Annotated in this window: 18 protein-coding genes; 9 read left to right on the top strand and 9 right to left on the bottom strand. The window is 60.7% G+C overall.

Annotated elements, in window-relative coordinates; translation table 11 throughout:
- On the top strand, positions 1–255 hold a 255-nt coding region (locus ACILSO_RS31505; protein WP_395741477.1), incomplete at its 5' end, for a hypothetical protein.
- Positions 256–410: 155 nt separating this feature from the next.
- Here ACILSO_RS31505 and ACILSO_RS31500 read toward each other — a convergent pair.
- The 3 genes from ACILSO_RS31500 to ACILSO_RS31490 all read right to left on the bottom strand — a co-directional run bounded on the left by ACILSO_RS31500 (position 411) and on the right by ACILSO_RS31490 (position 2,968).
- Positions 411–1,769 (bottom strand): trypsin-like peptidase domain-containing protein, encoded by a 1,359-nt coding sequence (locus tag ACILSO_RS31500; protein ID WP_395741476.1) that lies wholly within the window; start codon positions 1,767–1,769, stop codon positions 411–413.
- Between the two features lie 295 nt (positions 1,770–2,064).
- Complete coding sequence (locus ACILSO_RS31495) at positions 2,065–2,619, bottom strand: hypothetical protein (RefSeq protein ID WP_395741475.1); 555 nt, start codon at positions 2,617–2,619, stop codon at positions 2,065–2,067.
- A gap of 19 nt (positions 2,620–2,638) precedes the next feature.
- Positions 2,639–2,968, bottom strand: a complete 330-nt coding sequence (locus tag ACILSO_RS31490) for a hypothetical protein (protein ID WP_395741474.1) — start codon at positions 2,966–2,968, stop codon at positions 2,639–2,641.
- A gap of 233 nt (positions 2,969–3,201) precedes the next feature.
- On the opposite strand from ACILSO_RS31490, the gene ACILSO_RS31485 reads away from it, so the two are divergent.
- Positions 3,202–4,011 (top strand): ParA family protein, encoded by an 810-nt coding sequence (locus ACILSO_RS31485; protein ID WP_395741473.1) that lies wholly within the window; start codon positions 3,202–3,204, stop codon positions 4,009–4,011.
- Positions 3,986–4,909 (top strand): hypothetical protein, encoded by a 924-nt coding sequence (locus ACILSO_RS31480; protein ID WP_395741472.1) that lies wholly within the window; start codon positions 3,986–3,988, stop codon positions 4,907–4,909. Before ACILSO_RS31485 ends, ACILSO_RS31480 begins: the two co-directional genes overlap by 26 nt.
- Positions 4,910–5,240: 331 nt before the next feature.
- Here the strand turns inward: ACILSO_RS31480 and ACILSO_RS31475 are convergent, their stop codons facing one another.
- The gene (locus ACILSO_RS31475) at positions 5,241–7,829 is read right to left on the bottom strand and encodes a protein kinase domain-containing protein (protein ID WP_395741471.1); all 2,589 of its coding nucleotides are present in this window, start codon (positions 7,827–7,829) and stop codon (positions 5,241–5,243) included.
- A 186-nt stretch (positions 7,830–8,015) separates the two neighbouring features.
- On the opposite strand from ACILSO_RS31475, the gene ACILSO_RS31470 reads away from it, so the two are divergent.
- The 3 genes from ACILSO_RS31470 to ACILSO_RS31460 all read left to right on the top strand — a co-directional run bounded on the left by ACILSO_RS31470 (position 8,016) and on the right by ACILSO_RS31460 (position 10,681).
- Entirely contained in the window at positions 8,016–8,492 is a 477-nt protein-coding gene (locus tag ACILSO_RS31470) for a low molecular weight protein arginine phosphatase (RefSeq protein WP_395741470.1), read from the top strand.
- Between the two features lie 57 nt (positions 8,493–8,549).
- The gene (gene rpiB / locus ACILSO_RS31465) at positions 8,550–10,253 is read left to right on the top strand and encodes a ribose 5-phosphate isomerase B (RefSeq protein ID WP_395741469.1); all 1,704 of its coding nucleotides are present in this window, start codon (positions 8,550–8,552) and stop codon (positions 10,251–10,253) included.
- 77 nt (positions 10,254–10,330) lie between these two features.
- A complete protein-coding gene (locus ACILSO_RS31460; RefSeq protein ID WP_395741468.1) occupies positions 10,331–10,681 on the top strand; it encodes a hypothetical protein in 351 nt (116 codons plus the stop codon).
- On the opposite strand, the gene ACILSO_RS31455 is transcribed toward ACILSO_RS31460, so the two are convergent.
- Positions 10,682–11,563 (bottom strand): S1 RNA-binding domain-containing protein, encoded by an 882-nt coding sequence (locus ACILSO_RS31455; RefSeq protein ID WP_395741467.1) that lies wholly within the window; start codon positions 11,561–11,563, stop codon positions 10,682–10,684.
- Positions 11,564–11,780: 217 nt separating this feature from the next.
- Here ACILSO_RS31455 and ACILSO_RS31450 point away from each other — a divergent pair, with 217 nt between their 5' ends.
- Positions 11,781–12,164 (top strand): hypothetical protein, encoded by a 384-nt coding sequence (locus ACILSO_RS31450; RefSeq protein ID WP_395741466.1) that lies wholly within the window; start codon positions 11,781–11,783, stop codon positions 12,162–12,164.
- A gap of 175 nt (positions 12,165–12,339) precedes the next feature.
- On the opposite strand, the gene ACILSO_RS31445 is transcribed toward ACILSO_RS31450, so the two are convergent.
- The 4 genes from ACILSO_RS31445 to ACILSO_RS31430 all read right to left on the bottom strand — a co-directional run bounded on the left by ACILSO_RS31445 (position 12,340) and on the right by ACILSO_RS31430 (position 18,434).
- On the bottom strand, positions 12,340–13,560 hold the full coding sequence (locus ACILSO_RS31445) for a PQQ-binding-like beta-propeller repeat protein (RefSeq protein WP_395741465.1): 1,221 nt from the start codon (positions 13,558–13,560) through the stop codon (positions 12,340–12,342).
- Between the two features lie 14 nt (positions 13,561–13,574).
- Positions 13,575–14,585: a tRNA (adenosine(37)-N6)-threonylcarbamoyltransferase complex transferase subunit TsaD gene (gene tsaD / locus ACILSO_RS31440; protein ID WP_395741464.1), complete on the bottom strand. Its 1,011-nt coding sequence runs from the start codon at positions 14,583–14,585 to the stop codon at positions 13,575–13,577.
- Positions 14,586–15,306: 721 nt separating this feature from the next.
- On the bottom strand, positions 15,307–15,504 hold the full coding sequence (locus ACILSO_RS31435; RefSeq protein ID WP_395741463.1) for a hypothetical protein: 198 nt from the start codon (positions 15,502–15,504) through the stop codon (positions 15,307–15,309).
- 122 nt (positions 15,505–15,626) lie between these two features.
- On the bottom strand, positions 15,627–18,434 hold the full coding sequence (locus tag ACILSO_RS31430; RefSeq protein WP_395741462.1) for a PQQ-dependent sugar dehydrogenase: 2,808 nt from the start codon (positions 18,432–18,434) through the stop codon (positions 15,627–15,629).
- A gap of 157 nt (positions 18,435–18,591) precedes the next feature.
- On the opposite strand from ACILSO_RS31430, the gene ACILSO_RS31425 reads away from it, so the two are divergent.
- Positions 18,592–19,446, top strand: a complete 855-nt coding sequence (locus ACILSO_RS31425) for a hypothetical protein (protein ID WP_395741461.1) — start codon at positions 18,592–18,594, stop codon at positions 19,444–19,446.
- 90 nt (positions 19,447–19,536) lie between these two features.
- On the top strand, positions 19,537–20,538 hold the full coding sequence (locus ACILSO_RS31420; protein WP_395741460.1) for a sugar phosphate isomerase/epimerase family protein: 1,002 nt from the start codon (positions 19,537–19,539) through the stop codon (positions 20,536–20,538).
- Positions 20,539–20,706 lie beyond the last annotated feature (168 nt).

Raw genomic sequence — 20,706 nt, 5'->3', positions numbered from 1 at the left:
CCACAGGGCGGGTCGATGCGTGGCCGCATTGAGAGCGGAGATCTGGTCACGGTGTCGCCAGTGGATGTGCGTGAGGTGAAGGTCGATGACGTGGTGCTGGTGCAGTGGCAGCGCAGCTACCTGCTTCATCGGGTGCGGGATATTCGGGGCGACGAGTTTTTAATCGGCAACAATCTGGGAAAGATCAACGGCTGGGTCAAAAGCGGAGCCATCTGCGGCCGGGTGACGAACGTGGTGCATGATGCAGAGGGGTGATCGCATGCCAAAGCCGCCTTGCAGCCTTGGTGCGGTTCCGGAACTGGAGTGTTGTTTGCGGCACGCGGACAGACGGGCGGTCGTGCCGCCACGATCATGCTATGGTTGGACGGAGACGCGATTCTGTCTTCCTAACCAAATGCTTGCTGACGGAACTATCTGAAGCGGGCGGACTGCTGAACGAAGGTGTTGTGGACTTCTTTGCGTTCGCGGAGGAGGTCTGGGACGTTCTTCTTCAAGTAGGGGGCGCGGTCGGCACTCTGGAGGCCCTGCATTTGAGAGGAGGAGGCCTGGGCGACGGTGTTGAAGAATTCGGCGAAGTGACCGACGACACCTTGCACGGCCATGCGTGCTGTGTTGCCACCCAAGCCACCGCCGAGTTTCTGGTTCACGCGTGCGATGCCTGTGTTGATGGACTGTCCGAGGGAATGCTTGCCACCATCGACGAGCACGGTGCGAATGACGTAGTCGCCTTTGGACTGAACGGAAAAATCAAAGCCTGCGTTATTGGGTTTGGGATTGAGAAAGCAAGCCGCGGCGAGGGAGAGGGTGTCGCGATCAAAGGCATTGAGCTCCGCGGTGGAGGACATGAGCGAGGTGTAGAGCATTTTGCGCCATTTGGTGACTTTTTCGGGCCGCATGGCGAAGCGGCGGACCCCTTCAAACTTAGTGCCTCTGGACCAGATGTCTCGCTGGCCGTTGGTGGCATAAGTGGAGATGCCGATGACTTTCTTGGTTTGTTCGAGAACGACGGGGCCGCCGCTGTTGCCGGGTACGATATCGCAACTGATCTCGAGGCGGTCATTGCCGAGGCCGAGTATGGTGCCGGGGAGGGAGGTGACGACATTGCCGCCGAGGCTGTTGCCGTAGGCGATGACTTTGGCGCTCATGGCGATGTTGGGATCGAGCTCGGAGATTTCATAAGCGCTTTCTCCGTCTTTGAGGACGATGGGAAAACGTGCGACGTCCTCGAGTCCGCTGTCGGTGGTGGGATCATTGACATCGGAGAGCTCCAGTTCATAGGGCACGGGGATGGTGCGTCCGGAAGCGGTCTGAACGCTGACGATCTTGGTGGTAAATGAACCCAGGGTGCCACAGATGACGTGGGCATTGGTATAGATGTAGGTTTTACCATTGGCTTTAGCGATGAAGCCTGAGCCGCTGCCGTTGTTTGTCTTGATGATGACGAGCGAGGAGGGATCAAAGGAGGTGACGACCGCTCCTTGCGCCGAAGTGGTGGCATCCGGACTGGGCATTTGCGGGGACACAGAAACATCTGCTTTAACGCCGGGGAGGCCGGATGCATCTGGGGCATATCTGGCCAGCCACTCCTTGGGGAGGGAGGTGGCAGGAATCACGGAGATGCCACCATCGTGCAAAACTTTCACACCCTGAGGCGTGACGGACATGACCTTGACGTTTTGATAGCTCTTTTTGCCAAAGGAACTCTGCACCTCCAACAGGGGTGTGACTTCCTGGGCCGGGGAAGGCAGGGGGGCGATGCCTGCGAACATGCTTGCGGCGAGTAGAACAGCCCTAGTGGCGCGAGGCAGGAATGATATGGAATTTTTCATGGGAACCAGAAAAATGCACTTAAAGAGATTTTTCCTGGCGAAATCAAGCCGCAAATATGCCAAGGACGGTCTGAAGATTAGCCCGGCTCTCGAAAAAGTCTGGCAAGTGCTTGGCGGCAGAGCATTGGCCCTGGTTGGGTGGGTGCCTGCCTGTTATGTTTAAAACAAAGGGCTAATTACCCGCTTCGGGCCGAAAATGATGCGAGTGCGGGAACTGCGGTTGCGGAGAGGACGGCTACTTGAGCAGCTTGAACAACTGCGGAGTGATGGCTTTCGGACCGAGGTCGTACTTCTGCTGGAGGTCCGCAGGGAGTTCTTCTGCGGTGGCTTTGAGGTTGGCGACGCCGTCTTCGTGGAGGAAGGCGATGGAGTCGTCGGTGATTTTAAAGATCTTGGCGTTGTAGAGGGTGGGGCGGTTGAGGAGCTTGAGTTCCGGAATGAGGGTGCCGATGGCGGAAGAGCGAGCTTTCTCGACGGTGGCTGCCATGGAGTCGGCCTGATACTTGATCTCGACGTGAAGCTTCTTTTCCTTTTGGTCGAGGAGGTCGCGCTGCTTGATGATGTCCTGCTCGTGCTTTGAGAGTTGATCGAGCTTGTCTTTGGCACTCTTGAGTTCCGTCCATTCCTGCTGGCGGGCGAGGAGGGTTTCGTGGAGGTCTGCGGAGCGGGACTTTTGTTCGGCAAGCTCCGTCTTGAGTTTGTCCAGCCGATAAAAGTAGTCCCCGGCCGCAAGGACGCCGGCGAAGAGCAGGATGAGCTTGATGAGGGTGCTGGCGCGGAAATCGAACACAGGGCGTGGGGGAGGAGGATTATTTCAGATGCGCTGCTTTGTAGGCTTCAGCGGCGGGCTTGAGCCTGGCGAACTCCGTTTCGATGGCGGAGAGCTGGCGCTCCCTGGGAGGGATGGCAAATTCGAGGGGGCGCAGCTGCTCCTGTTTGAGCTGGGCTTGCTCGGAGTATCTGCTGGTGGCGCCGGTGCCGCCGAAGGAGGCGATGTCCTGGTCGAGCTTTTGAATGGCGGCCTCGTCCTGCTTGCTGGAGGCTTGCAGCGAAGCGAGCTCACGCTTGAGCTCCGCATGACGTTCACAGGAAGTGAACGAGAAGGCGAACGCCAGGCAGAGGGAGAAGGGCAGTTTCATGTGAGGATGCAGTGAGGCGCATGGATCAAATCCCACAAGGACGGAAACGTTTCGCACTTAATTCTGCTCTCAAAAATCTTGTCGCGTGACGCCGAACATGAAGGAGGCCCGGACGGGGGCGATGTGTGCCCGCATGAAGGGTCTCCGAAGGACCTTTTCGAAAACGGGGCCAATCTTGAATGGACTGGAGCGCAACTTCTTGCGAATCGCCAAAGCCACCTTAGCATCGAAGCGTGATAGCGATAGCAACGGCGAGCCAGAAAGGAGGCGTGGGGAAAACCACGTTGTGCATCAATCTGGCCTATTCACTGGCGCGGCGGGGCTGGCGGGTGCTGTTGATCGACACGGATCCGCAGGGGGGCGTGGGCCTGTCCCTGGCAAAAAGCACGAAGGCGAGGGAGGGCTTTCACGAGTTTCTGGTGCGTGGCGGGGACCTGGGGAAAATGGTGGTGCCGACAAGGCTGCCGGAACTGGAGATCGTGCCAGCGGGACAGTATGACACGTGTGCGCGGCAGGGCTGGTCTCCGCACGAGGTGCCGGCGCGGCTGGGGGACCTGCTGCGTGGCGCGGAACTGCGCGGGGCGGATGTGGTGCTCATGGACACGGCGGCGGGGATGAGCAGCACGACTGAAGCGGTGGTGAAGGCGTGTGATTTTGTGATCCTGCCGCAGCAGGCGGAACCGCTGGCGATCCGCAGCGTGCCGCACCTGCTGGAGACGCTGGCGCGGTTCCGGGCGGAAGGCGCGGGGGTGCGGGTGGCGGGGATTTTGCTGACGATGGTGATGCGTGAAAACGAGATGAGCCTGAAGGTGGCGCGGGAACTGCGCGACATGCTGCCGCCGAACCTGATGTTTCAGCAGAGCATTCCACGGCTGCCTTCATTTCTCGAAGCGAGCGCGCTGGGAGTGCCAGTGGCGCTGACGAAGCGAAACCCGCCGCCGGAGGCGCTGATCTTTGACCAGGTCGCGGCCGAGCTGGAACAGCGGACAGGACTGACCCATGAACGTGAAAGGGAGCATGGACATGCAAGTCTCATGGATTGACGCGGACCAGATCAAGGCGCTGGTGGCGCAGATAGAGCCTCAAAAGCCGGCCGGAACTGGAGCGTGCGGACTGATGGAGATCGACACGGTGCCGGAGACGCTGACAGACCCTGGCGAGAAGCCGTGGGGATTTGCCATGGACTGGATGGAAGCGCCTGCACAGGCAGTGCCCGCGACAGTGGAGACGGCGGTGACGGCGGCGGCTGCTGCTGAACCCGGGCTGCTGAACCCGGAGGTGGAAGAGGTGATGGAAATTTCTCCTGAGGAAGACGAGCCGCCGCCCCCCATGCCGCCTGCGGCGCTGCCGCTGAGCCGGATCCGTGACAAGCTGCGCGCGATCCGCCAGCGCGCGGCAGATGCGGGAATACTCACGCGGGCGACTGAGATGGCCCCGGTGGAGAGCCCGCCCGAGACTAATGGAAACGCGGTGAAGAGGGAAACGGTGCTGGCTCAAAGCAACCGCTCCCACGCTGCGGCCGCGGCCAGTGTGCCCATGGCTGTGGAGCCGCCGCAGAGACCGTTGTTTGAGGTGCCTGCGGGATCTCGCGAGGTGCGGCTGGCGGCATTTGCAGGATGGGCGCGGAAGGTGCTGCAGGAAGACGGCGGACACGTGCTGGTGATGAGTGACGATGGCGAAGTGCTGTGGGGCGGAGAGGCAAAGGCCGGGCTGGTGCTCTCAACGATGATGGCGTGGGGAGCGGCGGTGCGCGCGAGCGCGATGTCCGCGTGTGAAACGCCTCCGTTGATTCATCAAACGCTGGCGTCGGGGAATGTGCTGACGGTGATTCCGTGTGACACGGCGGTGGGCATCGTGCATGCGGCGGTGGCGGCGCCTGCGGGGCTCACGAATGAGCAGGCGCAGGTGCTGCGGAAGGGCCTGTGCGCGGCGATGCGGTAGGATGTGGTTTTCCCGTGGCGGAGCGATGTGTTTGCACCCGTTTGGACTGCCCTCTATCAGAAGGATGGATTCGAGGGCTTGTTTACGTGTGGGAGTTCGGTGAAGAGATAACCGCCTGGCGGCGCTGGTGAGCGGCTCTTGCACCACTGATTTTACTTTGGTGGTGTCTCCTTTGGACCACGGATCCCTGAGGCCTCGGGTGAAAAGCTCCAGGCGAGTTTCATGGACACCCTGAAGTTCACCAAAGTAGAACGATGAACTGCACTCTGCATGGGTGCATGAGCCATGGGGAGCGCCTTTACAGGAACGGCTCCAGCAGCCTGGAAGGCGCCTACTTCTTGAAGAGGACGATTTCGTTGATGCCCCAGTAGTTGGAGGCGGTGCCGAGCTGGGTGATGCGGACGAAACGGGCCTGCTGCGGCGCTTTGAAAACAACTTCCGTCAGCACGCTGCCATCTCCCTGGGCCACGGGGGGGCTCCATGCTTTGCCATCGGATGAGAGCTCGACTTTGTATTTGCGGGGATAATCCGTGACGCTGCCCTGGCTGTCGAGGGCGAGGCCGGCGATGTTTTCCTGGGTGGGTAGCTCGACGGTGAACCACTCGCCGCCTTTCATGGAAACGCCATTGCTCCAGCGAGAGGCGGTGTTGCCGTCCGTGGCCTTGGAGAGGTCTTCCTTTTTGTGGCTGGCGTTGAGCTTCCAGGCGCTGCGGGGCTCGATCTGGGGGAGCTTGGTTTTCAGGCGGGTGCTAAGCGGTGCCGGGGCGGAAGGCTGGAAATAGTATTCGCGCACGTTTTTGTCGACGAGCTGCGCCTGATCGGGCTTCAGAATGACTGAGTAAACAAAGAGCTCCGCGAGGAAGCCATTGAACTGGTCCTGGACGCCGACATTGGCGCCGGAGCTCTCGCGGTCGCGCCCGATGAGAAGGTGATTGAGTGGTTTGTAGGGTGCGGTGGACCTGCCGCCGGAGGATGTGAAGGATTTTCCTTCGGCATCCTTGGCGCGGAGTTCAACGGCGCCGCTGTTGGTATTCCAGGTGATGAATGCGAGGCAGGGCAGGGTGCCTTTGACGTCCTTGGAGGTGAGGGTGGGACTGCCACCTTCGTGCTTCACTTCGAGCACGAGGTTCTTTTTGTCATCCACCAGCAGGGAAAGGAGAGTGCCGTCTTCATTGGCCATGGTGAAGACCCGGGTGGGGAGCTTCGCGGCGTCGGCCTGGAAGGCGATGCCGACCGTGAGACCTTTCTCATTGGTCGCCGGGGCGGGCTTGGTGCCGAAAGGCATGCTCTGGGTTTCATTGCCGGTATCATCGAGCTCCAGGATGCAGGGCTTGCCGTTGCGGGAATGGAAATCGAGGACGACGCGGCCGGGCTTGGCGCTGCCCCCGGTGGCGGATTCAGGCCAGTTGATGCGCTTGGGGGCGTAGTCGGGGCTGTTCTGATAGGCGCGCAGGATGTTGTCGTTGCCGCGTTCGGAGATGTCGTGCCACTCGATGACCGGTTCGTTGGGATTGGCCGTGGCCGGTTTTCCATCACCACCTTTGCGATTGGTGAGGATGCCGACATTGCCCACATGGAAGAGAGAGAGGCCGGCATCCACCGGCGGGAACGCACGCTCCAGAGGTAGCTGGAAAGTGACCTTGGGAGGATTGGACGAGATGAGGGAGGCGATGCCCGTTTTCGCTGGTCCGGAGCCGCCGCCGCCGCGGCCGAAGAAGAAGCAGCCGCCGATACCGAGCACGACGACAGCTCCGCCGATGATGGCGATCTGTTTGATCAATTTCGGGCTGAGTTTGCCGGACTGGGGAGTGGCGGCGGAGGCAGGCTGCCGATGCTGACCGCTGGCGGGTCTGCGCGGTGCGGGGGTGAGCTGGCTGGTGATGGCAGCGGTCTCCAGAACGACCTGAGGGTCTGTGTAATCGACCTGCACGGCCTCCACCACGGGCTCGGCGTAAACGGCCTGGTGCTGATGCTCTGGAGGAGGGTAATAGCCTGTGAGAGGCACGGTGCCCGTGCCGGGAGGCATGACGGGCGCCATGTAAACCGGTGGCGGTGCGTACATGCCCATCCAAGGACCGTAGGGGACCATGGTGGGCATTTTTTCCCAGGCGCGGAATTCTTCGATAGCCTGCTGCGCATTGGCGGGACGGTCGTCCGGCTTCTGGGCCATGAGACGGGCGCACCAGGCACCGAGCCACTGCGGAACGTGCGGGGCGATCTGATGCAGCGGGACGAGGACGTGGTCGATGTGTTTGTCGATAACCTCGGCCATGGAGGTGCCATCGAAAGCCTTGCGACCGGAGAGGGCTTCATAGAAGACGCAGCCGAGGGAATAAAGGTCGGTGCGCTCGTCCACGGGCTCGCGGGTGAGTTGCTCGGGCGCCATGTAATAAATGGAACCCATGACGGTGCCTTCCTGATCCTCCGTCTGCTTGCGGGCGCGGAGGCCGGCACGGGCGAGGCCGAAGTCGATGATCTTGGCCTGCATGCGGCCGCCGGGGAGACGCTCGACCTTGATGTTCTCCGGCTTGATGTCGCGATGGAGGATGTGGTGCTGGTGAGCAGCGAGGAGGCCTTCCAAAGTCTGGGAGGCGAGCTCCTTGAAATCGTCGTAAGGCAAGGGGCCGCGGGCGACGACGTCCGCGAGGTCTTCTCCCTGCAGCAGTTCCATCACCATGAAGAGGCCTTCGTCATCGCTGGCGACGTCGAAGATGGTGACGATGTTGGGATTGCGCAGGGAGGCGAGGGCGTCGGCCTCGCGACGGAGCTCAGAAGCGACGTTTTTGTCGACGTCCGCTTCGTTGGCGGTGAGGAGCCGTTTGACAGCGACCCAGCGCTTTAGCTGGCTGTCATAGGCGCGGAACACGGCACCGACGCCGCCCATGCCGAGCTTCTCGTATATTTTGTATCGTTCCGCCATCCGGGGTTAAGCGCTTGAAAATAAGACAAACGTGAGCAAAGCCCATGAGCGACCCCTTTGGCAAGCGGGATATTTCATGAAAATGCTTATGGACAGGTTTTGCTCTGCCTTTGACAAACGAGGGTGTCGGGACACACTGAACCCCCGCCGGTCGCGGCGGGGCTGAATCAAAACCCGCTGAGCACTTTGAAAAACGTTCTTTTTGTTTGTACTGGCAACACCTGCCGCAGCCCGATGGCGGAGGCGCTGTTTCGTGAGCTGGTCAGGGAGCGCGCCGACTACCAGGTGGGGAGCGCCGGAGTGGCGGCGGCCCCAGGCATGCCTGCCAGCAAGCACACGGCGGCGCTGCTGAAGGATCGCGGAATGGACTTGGCCAGCTTTCAGAGCCGGATGCTCGACAAGAAGATATTGGACGAGGCCACGCATGTGTTTGCCATGTCATCGCATCATATGGCGGCGATCGTGGATGAATTTCCGGAGCAGACCGACAAAGTTTATCTGGTGTCCGAATTTGCCGCCGAAGACGAGCTGAGGGGCAAGGATGTTTCCGACCCCTTTGGACAGGGCCGCCAGGCGTATGAAGAGACGCTGCGGTCCCTGGAAAAAATGCTGCCCAGCCTGCTGGCCTACATCGACCAGACCTGGAAGAAAAATGATGGATGACAGCAGCCATCCGCCCACCGACTTTCGTTCCCCCCCAAACACCCCCCAAGCAAAAAAATGACCAGAACCTCCAACGGCAGCCTTCCCAGTAAACTCGCCATCGCCGCCGACCATGGCGGCGTGGATTTGAAAAATGCCGTCGTCTCGCATCTGAAATCCGCCGGTTATGGCGTGGAGGATCTCGGGGTGAATTCGCATGATTCGGTGGATTATCCTGACTACGCCGAAGTGGTGGCGGACAAGGTGCTTTCGGGCGAGGCGGACGCGGGCATTCTGGTGTGCACGACCGGAATCGGCATGTGCATCGCAGCGAACCGGCACGTGGGCATCCAGGCTTCCCTGGTGGGAGACGCGCAGACGGCGGCGATCACCCGTGAGCACAACAACTCAAACGTGCTGTGCCTCTCCGGCAAAAACACGCCGGAAGCAGCGGCGAAGGAAATTGTGGACGCCTGGTTGAAGACCCCTTTTGCCGGAGGCCGCCACGGCCGCCGGGTGGACAAGATGAATACGCAGCCGCATCCGCTGGACATTCTGGAAGCAAGCGATCCGGCGGTGGCGGAGATCATTCATGGCGAGCAGCACCGTCAGCAGGACCACATCGAGCTGATCGCGAGCGAGAACTTCACCAGCAAAGCGGTGATGGCGGCGCAGGGCAGCTGCCTGACGAACAAGTATGCCGAGGGCTACCCGGGCAAGCGCTGGTACGGCGGCTGCGAAGAGGTGGACAAGGTGGAGCAGCTGGCGATCGACCGCGCGTGCCAGCTGTTTGGCGCGAAGTTTGCCAACGTGCAGCCGCACTCTGGCTCGCAGGCGAATGCGGCGGTGTATTTCAGCGTACTGCAGCCGGGCGACAAGGTGCTGGGCATGAACCTGGCCCATGGCGGACATCTGACGCACGGCAATCCGGCGAACTTCTCGGGACGCTTCTACCAGTTCTGCCAGTACGGCGTGAGCGCCGAAGACGAGCGCATCAATTATGATGAACTCGCCGAAGTGGCCCTGCGTGAGAAGCCGAAGATGATCACGGCGGGCGCGAGCGCGTATCCGCGCATCATTGACTTTAAGAAGATGAGCGAGATCGCGAAGAGCGTGGGTGCTTATCTGTTTGTGGACATGGCGCACATCGCTGGCCTGGTGGCCGGTGGCGCGCATCCTTCGCCGATGGAATATGCGGATTTCGTAACGACCACGACGCACAAGAGCCTGCGTGGCCCGCGCGGTGGGATGATCCTGACGAACAACGAGGACCTCTTCAAGAAGATCCAGAGCCAAGTCTTCCCAGGTGTGCAGGGCGGACCGCTCATGCACGTGATCGCGGCGAAGGCGGTGTGCTTTGGCGAATGCCTCAAGCCCGGCTTCAAGGACTACACGGCGCAGGTGGTGAAGAATGCGCAGGCATTGGCTGCGGCGCTCATCGAGCTGGGCTATCGCATCACCAGCGGTGGCACGGACAATCATCTCATGCTGGTGGATTTGCGTCCGAAAGGACTCAATGGGAAGATCGCCAGCGAGACTCTGGACAAGGCGGCGATCACCGTGAACAAGAATGGTATTCCATTTGATACGGAGAAGATCACGCTGGGCGGTGGCATTCGGGTGGGAACTCCTGCGGTGACGACGCGTGGCATGAAGGAAGCCGAGATGAAGCAGATCGCCGCTTGGATTGATCGTGCTCTGACGAACCGCGAGGATGCAGCCGCTTTGGCGCAGATCCGCAAGGAAGTCAGCGAGGCGAATCAACGGTTTCCGCTGCCTTGAGGCGTAAGCTTTCGATGATTCTGGCAGCAAGCACTGTGGTGCTTGCTGCCTTTTTCTTTTGGGCGAACATGGTCCGCATGCAGCCTGAACTGTTGACGGAGGATGAGATTGAAGCGCTCTCTGGAAAGCCCCGCATGATTTCGGAGGCGGAGTTTGATGCGCTCTATGACGTGGTGGTCGCTTATCTCAAAACACAGGGGAGTTTCAGCGATGGAGGGCTTGAGGAGGCCGATTTTTCATCGAGTCGCTGGGGTGAGCCTGGCTCCACCATGACTGTGGTTGCGAATGTGCCGGTGACGCAAACTCTGGCGGAAGGACTGTGGCGTGAGCTGTCGAAGCTCACTCATCCCTATGTGGTGGTTTTTGATGGAGGGGTGGAGACCTGCTGCGTAACCTCCGACGGACGGTTTTTGCGGGCCGTGCGGTGATCAGCGTTGGGCGGAGGGTTTCCAGTCTCCTTCTTTGGCATCGCGGACGTCCAGAATGGCGATGCCGGGGCGGGTGAATTCGATGCGGCGCTGTTTGTAGAGGGCACCGAGGGCTTGTTTGAAGGCTTTTTTGCTGGCTTCGAAATGGGTGCGGATGGCCTCGGGCGGGCTGTCGTCGTCGAAGGGGAGTTTGCCGCCGCTGTTCTTGAGGGCTTCGAGAATGCGGTCGGTGAGGGAGGCGACGCGCTGGTAGCCGGAGGCGTCGAGGCTGAGATCGATCTTGCCGCTGGGGTGGACGGCGCTGACGAAGCCGCTGAGCTTCTGGCCGATCTGGAGCGGGGCGCCGATGTTGGAGTGGTAGAGCAGGCCGAGGTGGGTGCCTTCGACGATGGCATTGTAGCCGAGCGGCGTGCGGGCGGTGATGAGGAGGGAGACGGGCTGGGCGGGCCTGAAGGGAGGGCGGGCGCGGCTGAGGTGGCGATTGAGGCGGGTGGTGGCGATGATGCGGTCGGTTTTTTCATCGAGCATGATGTAGGCGACGACTTTGTCGCCGACATAGACTTGGTCTGCCTGTTCGCGGAAGGGGAGGAGGAGGTCCTTGAGGAGGCCCCAGTTGAGGAAGGCGCCGACGTTGCGGTTCACGCTGACGACTTCGAGGGTGGCAAATTCGCCGACCATGGCGAAGGGGACCTCGGTGGTGGCGACGAGGCGGTCCTCGGAGTCGCGGTAGATGAAGACGCCGAGCTTGTCGTCAAGGCTGGTGCCCTTGGGGATGTAGCGGTTCGGCATGAGGATCTCGCCATGCTCACCGCCGTCCAGGTAGATGCCGTGAGGCGTGCTGTGGAGGACTGTGAGGGAGTTGCGTTTGCCGATCTGTGCCATGGGGGGATTAGATAGACGCGGTGGGGGAGCAATCCAGTGGGGAGTTTGGGGGCGTTTCGTCGTTCCTGAGAAGAGGTCGAAAAATTTCGGGTAGAAAAATTTTTCCGGAGGCCTGAGGATGGAGCGGCTTTATTTGAGGGAATCTCGCAACTCAACGATTCACGAATCATCCCTTGAGTGACGAAACAATCTCGGGCGAATGGACTGAATGCGCGATATGAGCCATTTGATCGTATTTCTTACCCTTTTTCTGACTTTCCTCGCCGTGAAAGCTTGTGGCGAAGAGTCTGTGAAGCGTCCTAGCTCCATTGCGATACTGGCTGATCTAGACAGAAGTGTCGCAGCATTGATTGAATCCGGAGCATCTGAAATCAGCCATCAAATAGGGATTAAAACGGCCTACAAGTCGCGATGGCTTCTTCTTCCTGGCAAGACCTGCGTTTTGCTGGCAAGCCGTGACGGATCGACCATCTCTCTTATTGAAGTGGGCGAGAAAGGAAAAGGTTATGGTGGAAAAGCAAGCTGGCAGGCTCAGGAAAAAACCACATTATCTGAAATAGTTGTCAGGCGTGGTGAATTTCAATTTATCCAAGAAAAATAAAACGGGTTCACGAGTGCTAAATGACTCACACTGGAGTGCGGGTGCACGATGGGATGATACAACTCCAAAAGTGTCTGCATTACTTTAGGGACTCACGAGTGGTAAGCAAGGAGAGGGCTGTTGAGACGCTCGGCTTGCGGGCAAGAGTGCCCACATCACTTCAGTGGTGGCTGGCCTACTTCACCTTTACGACGACCATCTTCTCAGCGTCGCGGGCGAAGAGGAGACCATTGGAGTAGGCGTCGTGGGAGCGGTGGCCGGCGCGGGTGATCTGGCTGCGCTGGAGGAGATTAAACTTTTTGGGGTCGGCGGAGAAGATCCAGAGTTCGCCGGCTTCGCTGTGGAGGAGCAGCTTGTCGCCGACGAGGATGAGGGTTCCGCCCTGGAGGTGGTCGGGAGCCTCCCAAGCGACTTTGCCGGTGGCCACATCCAGGCAGCGCAGCGCCATGCCGGTCTCCTGCCGGCCATGCAGGCCATAGACATGGCCGGCGTGGTAAACGGGGGTGGTGTAGTGGCAGTCGAGCGCATCGGCTTTTTTCCAGACGCTGGTGAGCTTGTGCTCGGCCTTGTTCCACTGCCAGAGGCCGGCGCCGACATCGTAGGCGGCGGTGAAGAGGAGCCTGCCATCTCCACAGGGGACGGGAGCGGCGGCGTTGACGGAGGCGTCGATTCCTGCGCGGAAGGAGTCGTCAGCGAGCACCTTGCCGTCGCTGTTTTGAGCCACGAGGACACCGCGGCGGGTGAAGAAGGCGCTGACGTCCTTGTCGTCGGGGATCTGGACGGGGGAGGAGTAGCTGGCCTCGTCGTCAGTGGCCTGCCAGAGGAGTTTGCCTGTGGCGAGGTCGAGGGCGATGATGCCGGCGCCGCCCTGGGCGTTTTTGCCGCCGACATTTAGGAGGACTTTGACGTCCACCACCATGGGGGAGCAGGCGCGGCCGAAGTAGCCCTGGGGCGACTCGAGTTCGGCGACGGTGTCGTAGCTCCAGATCTTGGCGCCGGTATCGAAATCGAGGGCCTCAACCATGCCTTCGGGGCCATGGGTGATGACTTTGCCGGCGGCGATGCAGGGGACGGCACGGGGGCCGTTGTCGAAGCCGAAGCTGTCGCGGTAGGTGGTGGGGCTGGAGTGCTTCCAGACAGGTTTGCCATCGGCGGCCTCAAGCGCCTCGGTGATGATCTCGCCGCCCTGGCGGTGGGTGATGATGACACGGTTTTTGAAGACGACGGGACCGGCATGGCCGCTGCCAAGCATGCGCCGCCACAGGGGCTCTGGCTCAGAGGCGCCTGTGATGGGGGCTTCGTCGGCAGCGGTACAAGTGCGCTGGGGGCCGAGGAACTGCGGCCAGTCGCCCGCATGCAGGGTGGTGCATGCGCAGAGGAGGAGAAGCGGGCGCATAGGAAGGAGGGGGCTTAGGTTACGAGGGAGAGATTGGGGTCCACATCCGCCTCAAGCTGGGAGGTGTGGCCGATGCTGAAACGTTGAGCCGCGGCGAAAGCGATCATGCCGGCATTATCGGTGCAAAGGTCCGGACGTGCGAGGAGGAGTTGCAGGCCTTCTTTGGCGCAGCGTGCGGTGAGGGCGGTACGGAGGCCGCGATTGCAACTGACGCCGCCGCTGACGGTGACGAGTTTTTCGCGAGATTGCTTGGCTGCGAGCACGAGTTTTTCGACGAGGACTTCGATGATGGCGGCCTGCACGCTGGCGCTGAGGTCGGCCAAGGTCTGCTCGCTTTTGAGATCGAGACGGGGCAGTTCGTAGAGGACGGCGGTCTTGAGGCCGCTGAAGCTGAACTCGAGGCTGCGGCCGTCGAGAAAGCTGCGGGGGAATGCGAAGGCAGTGGGATCGCCACGGGTGGCGAGTTTGTCGATCTCGGGGCCACCGGGATAGGGGAGGCCGATCATTTTGGCGACCTTGTCGAAGGCCTCTCCAGCGGCGTCATCGCGGGTGCGTCCGAGAAGGGAGTAGCGGCCGACGCCGAGCACGTGGACGAGCATGGTATGGCCGCCGCTGACGATGAGCGCGATGCAGGGACGGACGGGGCCCTGGCCATTCATGAAGGGGGAAAGCAGATGGCCCTCCATGTGGTTGACGGCCAGGAAGGGCTTGTTTTCCGCGATGGAGAGGGCCTTGGCCATGGAGGTGCCGATGAGCAGGGAGCTCACAAGCCCGGGACCGCTGGTGGCGGCGAAGGCGGCCATGTCGGCGAGGGATTTGCCTGAATCCACCAGGACCTGCTGTACGAGGGGGCGGACGTGAAGGATGTGATTGCGGGAAGCGACCTCGGGCACGACGCCACCGTACTGGCGGTGGATCTCGATCTGGGATGCGATGCGACTGGCGATCAAATCCCCCTGCAGGGTGCAAATAGCAGCAGCGGTCTCATCGCAGGAGGATTCGAGGGCGAGCAGGCAGTCTGGCATGGGGCAGGGAGAATGGACTCGAAACGGGAGGGAGGCATGCGGAAAGCCAGGAAAGAACTGAGAACCGGTCCTGGAATGGCGTGGGTGCGACGTGGAAATAAAAAAGCCGCCGTTCCCCGGTTGGGTGGGGAGCGGCGGCGAGTATGGCAGTTTCCTGTCGGACTAGTGCTGTGACCGTCTTTGCAGCCGGCCTTCGCTTTGGCGTCGCACTTCGCACATGCCTTCTTTGCTGGAACAGGATGCATGAAGCATCACGGACGCAGCGCAAGAACAGTGGCAAGACGGACCAAGATCACACGTAAGTTAAACAACCCGCCGCTCATAGCGGCAGATTACTTACTTGCCGGTGTGCATTGGCGGCGGCGGCGGAGGCGGAGCGGGCTGCTGGCAGGAGGAAAGGACGGCGGAAGCCGCGATGAGGGCAAGGATAGCGATTTTCATATAGGTAATGATGTATAGTTTGACCGTTTAACAACCATCCGCACTAGGCGGCGGCCAATTACTTGCTGGTGTGGGCAGGTGGTGGCGGCGGCGGGGGAGGTGGCTGCTGGCAGGAGGACAGCACGGCGGAAGCCGCGATGAGGGCGAGGATAGCGATTTTCATGTGTGTGTGGGTGTTAACCAGTTTGCTAAGCTTCCCATCCACCAGACTCCTGGCAGCGGGATTTTTCGAGATTAACGACAACTTCTGTTTTTGCAAACATCCAAATGCATTCTCTGCTCAACCAAAAGGTCCGCTGTCTCCGAGGCCATAAGCGGTGCCGGTAATTTCGCCTTCATCGTCGGAAAAAAAGATGCGCAAAGGACGGCAGCAAATTTCGCAATCGTAGTCCACATCGCAGGGGATTTCGTTGTACGAGGGGGTGGTAACCTCAAACTCTTGGAAGCAGCTTGGGCAGGTGACGGGAGTGGTGTGCATGGCGGCAAAGCGGGGATAAAACGCATGATAAAAGCGCTCTCGCAGGCTTTCTCAAAAAGCCCGCGAAGGGCAGATTTTTAGGCTAACAAAGGCAGGATAACTCACTGCGGCAGAATGAAGAATCAGGGTTTCCCCGACTTCAATCCCACCAGATATTCAAGGAGATCTGCGGCCTCCTGTTGGGTGAGGCTTTGCAGGAGGCCTTCAGGCATGAGCGAGACGGGCTGCGGCTGCTGGCTTTTGACCTGAGCGCGAGGAATGGTCTGGGACTGGCCGGTGGGGAGCTTGAGCGAGATGGAGGTATCCGAAGGGCTGACGAGGAAGCCGCTTTGCATGCTGCCATCCTGAAGCGTGATAATCCATGGCTCGTAGCCTTTTGCGATTATCTTTGAGGGTTGATGGATGCTTTCGAGGATTTGCTCGGGTGTGAGGCGTGAGCCGACCTGGCTCAGGTCCGGGCCGAAGTCGCGACCGGTGCCATGGACGATGTGGCAGGCGAGGCAGGTGGCGAGCTTGCCGGTCATGCGGAGGAGTTCGGAGCCGCGTTTGGCATCGCCTTTAACAGCGAGGAGCTTTTTGGCGTCGAAGTTTGGGCCGAGGGTTTTGATGCGCTGGTCGGGAGGGAGGAAGCGCTCGAACAAGGAGCGGATGGCCTGATTGGGGCTCTTTAGAGCTGCCTGAAGGATTTTTTCGCGGAGAGGGGATTGGAACCACGGGGTGTCCAAGGCGAAAACGAGCTCCATGGCGGAGGGGATGTCTGCCAGGGCTTGGGGCAAGTATTTGTCGGACACTGCAGGGTCTTTGAGCTGGACCATGAGCTTCGAAACTGGCAGGTCACTCCAGTGATGAATGTTTGTTGGTGGGGCTTGTAGAGGCTTGTTAGCAACCCAGGTCCTCAATACCTCAAGACCGGAGGGATCGGTTTCACGCGCGCCGATGGCTGGCATGTGGCCGCTGCCGGAGATCGCGAGGCGGTAGAGCAGGACGCTGTGGGCTGGCTGACCATTGTTGAGTACAAGTGCCTTGGGGATGCCAAAATCTCCTCTGGTGGGAACCTCGGAAAGCATGGTCTCGGCGGTTGGGAGATCGAAGTTGACCATGAGGGGGACGCTGCCGCCGCCGTGGCGGCGGTGGCAATGGGCGCAGTTGGCGTGGAGCCAGGAGCGGGCGCGGAGTTCGATCTCGGCTTTGTCGTCGTGGCTGGAAACGAGGTGATTTTTCAGACGGTTGAGGAAGGGGCCGTCGAAGAGGTGAGGGGATTCGGAGGGCTTCTTGCCAGCGATGCTGGCGAGCTGATCGGGCTGGAAGCCGAGGGCGAAGCCGCTCCAGTTGTTGTGGCAGCGGGCGCACTCGGCGCGGCCGTGGATCCGCCAAGGCTGTTTTTGCACGGTGAATTCCGCACCATCCGCGGTGATGAGATCGGCATCGGTGCCCTTCTCGTTCCAGCGGTAGGAATAGCCGTTCCAGGTCTCGCCATCGAAATGGAGGATCTGGGTTTCGATGCGCTGCTGGGTGGCGGGCCAGGTGATGGTGCGGGCGAGGACGGACTCGGCGGGCCATTCGACTTTGAAATTCAAGCCGTTCACGGTGGTCTTGATGCGGCTGCCTTCGGGAAGGGCGATGAAGCGTGTGGCGGTGGCACCGTCCTGCCACATGGTCTCGGTGATTTCGAAGGGGAGAACGCCGGCGGCGGGTGTTTGCTTGGCGGTGTCGGAGAAGAGGCCGGTGGCGCTGAGTTTGTGCGGGAACTGGCTGGGCTTGCCGACGGCGGGATTGGGGGCGAGGCGGTAGATGCGCGAATCTTTTTCGTAATTGATCCAGTAGATCTCGCCGTCTTCGCTCTGGCCGAAGGTGCCGATCTTGTGCGGGGTGTCGGCGATTTCGTCGCGACGGGTGACTTGTTTGCCGTCATGCCAGAGGGCCCAGATCTTGCCGGTTTCGTAGTCGCCGTAGATGTAGGCGTCCCGCAGTTCGGGAAAGCGGGAGCCGTGATAGACGTAGCCGCCGGTGATGCTGGCGGCCTCGGTGTGGGGATGCGCGGCGACGGGTGGGATGATCGGCTCAGGGCGCGCGGTCTCGGGCTTGATGGGCTGGCTGGCCTCGTAGGCGCTCCAGCCGTGATTGCCGCCGCGCTGTACGAGGTGGATCATTTCCCAAAGCTCCCAGCCGACATCGCCGCACCAGAGGCGGCCTTTTTGATCGAAGCTGATCTTCCAAGGATTGCGGAAGCCGAAGGCCCAGATTTCGGGCATGGCTTTGGGGGTTTTTAGAAAGGGATTGTCTGGAGGGACGGCGTAGGCTTTGCCGTTTTCGGCGTGATCGACGTCGATGCGGAGGATGGAGGAGAGGAAGTCACTGATGTCCTGGCCGGTGTTTAAGGTGTCGGGTGGCGAGGGGGCGGTGGCATCGCCGGTGGAGATGTAGAGCATGCCATCGGGGCCGAACTGGATGGAGGCGCCGTTGTGACCGCCGCTGCGCCAGGTGAGGAGGATGGTTTCAGACTGGGGATCGAGCACGGGGGGCTCCTGCTGGCTGAGTTTGAAGCGGGAGAGCTTGGTGCCATCGAGAACGTTTTCTCCGTAGGCATAAGCGAGAAAAACGTAGCCGTTGGTCTTCCACTGCGGGTGGAAGGCGATGCCGTAGGCACTGTGCATCTCCGGGTGGAGAGTCTTGAGATCGATGAGGGTGGAGGTGGTGGCGTCAGGGGAGTTTGGGTAGCTCCAGACCTTTCCGCCGCGCTCCACGCTGACGAAACGGCCTGCTCCGGGGACGGGGACCATTTCGAGCGCATCGTTCATTCGCACCTGGGGGAAGACCTGCTCCGCGATGTAGGGCCGGGGGGCCTCGGGGGAACCGTGGATGCGGGAGGTGGTCCACTGAGCCCGGACGGCGGTGGTGCAGGCGATGCTGAGGAGGAGCGCTCGGATCATGCGCGCATCATGGAATGAACGGGCGGCATGAGCCAAGCATGAAATGGAGGGATCACACAGGCAGGGGCATCGGTGGGGGCCGCCAAAAGCCGCACTCCTCTTCACCGGTGGTAGTTGGGACTTGTGCCCGGCGGCGGGCTCTTGGTAGTCTTGCCGCATGAATGCCACGCTTTGCCTCCTGCTGCTGTCATTGAGCGCCCTTCCGCTGGCTGCCGCAGGCCGTGCCGACGGGCCGGTGGAGCTGAGCTCCCACAACGGGCAGCGCAGCGGAAATGTGCTGCGGGAAAAGCGGGAGGTGCGGGTGCAGGAGGGCAAGGGAACGATGAATCCTGGCAATTCATTTTCTGTGCGCTTCCTGCAGCGGGTGAACCTGGTGCGGCGCTCGCTGGGAAATGACAGCGAAGAGGTGCAGGTGCGGGAGATGCTGTGCGAGCTGATCAATTACACCGGCCCCGCGCCCGCGACGTCCGAGCAGCCCGGACCACTGGTGGGCAAAACGCTGCGCCTGCAAAAGCCGGGCGGACGGTGGAAATATGCGATGGTGGGCGGCAAGCCGACGGCGGAGGAGCAGAAGTTTATGAACGACCTGGCCTTCACCCACCTGCTGCTGGAGATTCCGGATGTGTGTCTGGACAACCAGACGCGCAAGGCCGGGGATACGTGGAAGATCAGCCTGAACGAGGCCAAGGGCAGGCAGTATGGGGCGGCGGTGGCCAAGGACATCGAGTGCACGCTGGTCTCTGTGGAGGCGCGGCCGGAGGGCACGCTGGCGGCGGTGCATCTGACGGGAGTCTTCACCATGGAGCGGCCCATGGGCTACGTGAGCAGCATCGAGGTCACGTTTGATGCCACACTGGTGCGGCGACTTTCGGACATGCTGAATGTGGACACCAAAATCACCGGGAACCTCAAGAACTCGAGCGCCGTGAATGACCTCAATGGCAAGCCGGCGCAGCTGACGCTGGAGCTGCCCTACACCCTGGTCCGCACCCTGGCGGTGGAGCGCAAATAACCGGGAAAGACGCAAAATTTCATCATTAGGCATTCGACATTCGCCCGACATTCTCCTTCTTCCCGTCCTCAACTCAACCTAACACCCGACATGCCACGCCCAGTCACACTTTTTACCGGCCAGTGGGCCGATCTTTCCTGCGATACCATGATTCAGAAGGCCAAGGCCTTTGGCTATGACGGCGTCGAGCTTGCCTGCTGGGGCGACCACTTTGAAGTGGACAAGGCGGACCAGGCCTACTGCGATGCCAAACGCGCCAAACTGAAGGCGGCAGGCATGCAGTGCCATGCGATCTCCACCCACCTCGTGGGTCAGGCAGTGTGCGACAACATCGACCCGCGCCACGCGCAGATCCTTCCCGGCCACATCTATGGCGACGGCAATCCGGAAGGCGTGCGCCAGCGCGCGGCGGAAGAGCTGATCAAAACCGCGCATGCGGCGAAGCGTTTCGGCGTGAATGTGGTCAACGGATTCACCGGCAGCAGCATCTGGCACCTGGTGTATTCCTTCCCACCGAATCTGCCGGGCCAGATCGACGCGGGCTACAAGGACTTCGCAAAGCGCTTCACGCCGATCTTTGACGAGTACCAGAAGCTGGGCATCCGCTACGCGCTGGAAGTGCATCCGACGGAGATCGCCTTTGACATCGCGAGTGCTGAGCGCGCGCTGCAGGCGGTGGACTACCACCCGGCCTTTGGCTTCAACTACGACCCAAGCCATTTCGGGTACCAGGGGGTCGATTACATCAAGTTCCTGTACAAGTTCAGCGACCGCATTTTCCATGTGCACATGAAGGACGTGGCCTGGGGCATCGGCGACGGCACGGCGGGCGTGTTCGGCGGCCATGTGGATTTCCACAAGCCGAGCCGCTATTGGGACTTCAAGTCCGTGGGCCGTGGCAACATCAACTTTGAGCGCATCATCCGCGCGCTGAACGACATCGAGTACGGTGGCCCGCTGAGCGTGGAGTGGGAAGACGGCGCGATGGACCGCGAGTTTGGCGCCGCGGAATCCGCTGCGTTTGTGAAGAAGATCGACTTCCCGCCGAGCAAGATCATCTTTGACGCGCAGTTTGCGGAGAACAGCAAGTAAGGTGGTCCGCACTCTCCGAGTGCGGTGTCCCTTTAAATCTCAAACGGCCCGGGATGGTATCCCGGGCCGTTTTTGTTGAGTCAAGGCAAGGTCAGCAAACCTTCCTTCTCAGCCAGTTCGCACTGACGCTCATCGAAAGATAAAATCTCGGTCGCTTTCAGATCCATC

Source organism: Prosthecobacter sp. (genome assembly GCF_044226605.1).
Classification (GTDB): Bacteria; Verrucomicrobiota; Verrucomicrobiia; order Verrucomicrobiales; family Verrucomicrobiaceae; genus Prosthecobacter.
The sequence above is the reverse complement of the archived record's forward strand: the minus strand, read 5'-3'. Positions and strand labels throughout refer to the sequence as shown.

What these genes read in the sequence shown, in the direction of transcription:
- ACILSO_RS31490 (WP_395741474.1), bottom strand. Translation starts at nt 2,968, where the DNA reads ATGAAACTGCCCTTCTCCCTCTGCCTGGCGTTCGCCTTCTCGTTCACT.
- ACILSO_RS31475 (WP_395741471.1), bottom strand. Translation starts at nt 7,829, where the DNA reads ATGGCGGAACGATACAAAATATACGAGAAGCTCGGCATGGGCGGCGTC.
- ACILSO_RS31430 (WP_395741462.1), bottom strand. Translation starts at nt 18,434, where the DNA reads ATGATCCGAGCGCTCCTCCTCAGCATCGCCTGCACCACCGCCGTCCGG.
- ACILSO_RS31445 (WP_395741465.1), bottom strand. Translation starts at nt 13,560, where the DNA reads ATGCGCCCGCTTCTCCTCCTCTGCGCATGCACCACCCTGCATGCGGGC.
- ACILSO_RS31450 (WP_395741466.1), top strand. Translation starts at nt 11,781, where the DNA reads ATGAGCCATTTGATCGTATTTCTTACCCTTTTTCTGACTTTCCTCGCC.
- tsaD (WP_395741464.1), bottom strand. Translation starts at nt 14,585, where the DNA reads ATGCCAGACTGCCTGCTCGCCCTCGAATCCTCCTGCGATGAGACCGCT.
- ACILSO_RS31420 (WP_395741460.1), top strand. Translation starts at nt 19,537, where the DNA reads ATGCCACGCCCAGTCACACTTTTTACCGGCCAGTGGGCCGATCTTTCC.
- ACILSO_RS31460 (WP_395741468.1), top strand. Translation starts at nt 10,331, where the DNA reads ATGCAGCCTGAACTGTTGACGGAGGATGAGATTGAAGCGCTCTCTGGA.
- ACILSO_RS31480 (WP_395741472.1), top strand. Translation starts at nt 3,986, where the DNA reads ATGGACATGCAAGTCTCATGGATTGACGCGGACCAGATCAAGGCGCTG.
- ACILSO_RS31425 (WP_395741461.1), top strand. Translation starts at nt 18,592, where the DNA reads ATGAATGCCACGCTTTGCCTCCTGCTGCTGTCATTGAGCGCCCTTCCG.
- ACILSO_RS31435 (WP_395741463.1), bottom strand. Translation starts at nt 15,504, where the DNA reads ATGCACACCACTCCCGTCACCTGCCCAAGCTGCTTCCAAGAGTTTGAG.
- rpiB (WP_395741469.1), top strand. Translation starts at nt 8,550, where the DNA reads ATGACCAGAACCTCCAACGGCAGCCTTCCCAGTAAACTCGCCATCGCC.
- ACILSO_RS31500 (WP_395741476.1), bottom strand. Translation starts at nt 1,769, where the DNA reads ATGTTCGCAGGCATCGCCCCCCTGCCTTCCCCGGCCCAGGAAGTCACA.
- ACILSO_RS31455 (WP_395741467.1), bottom strand. Translation starts at nt 11,563, where the DNA reads ATGGCACAGATCGGCAAACGCAACTCCCTCACAGTCCTCCACAGCACG.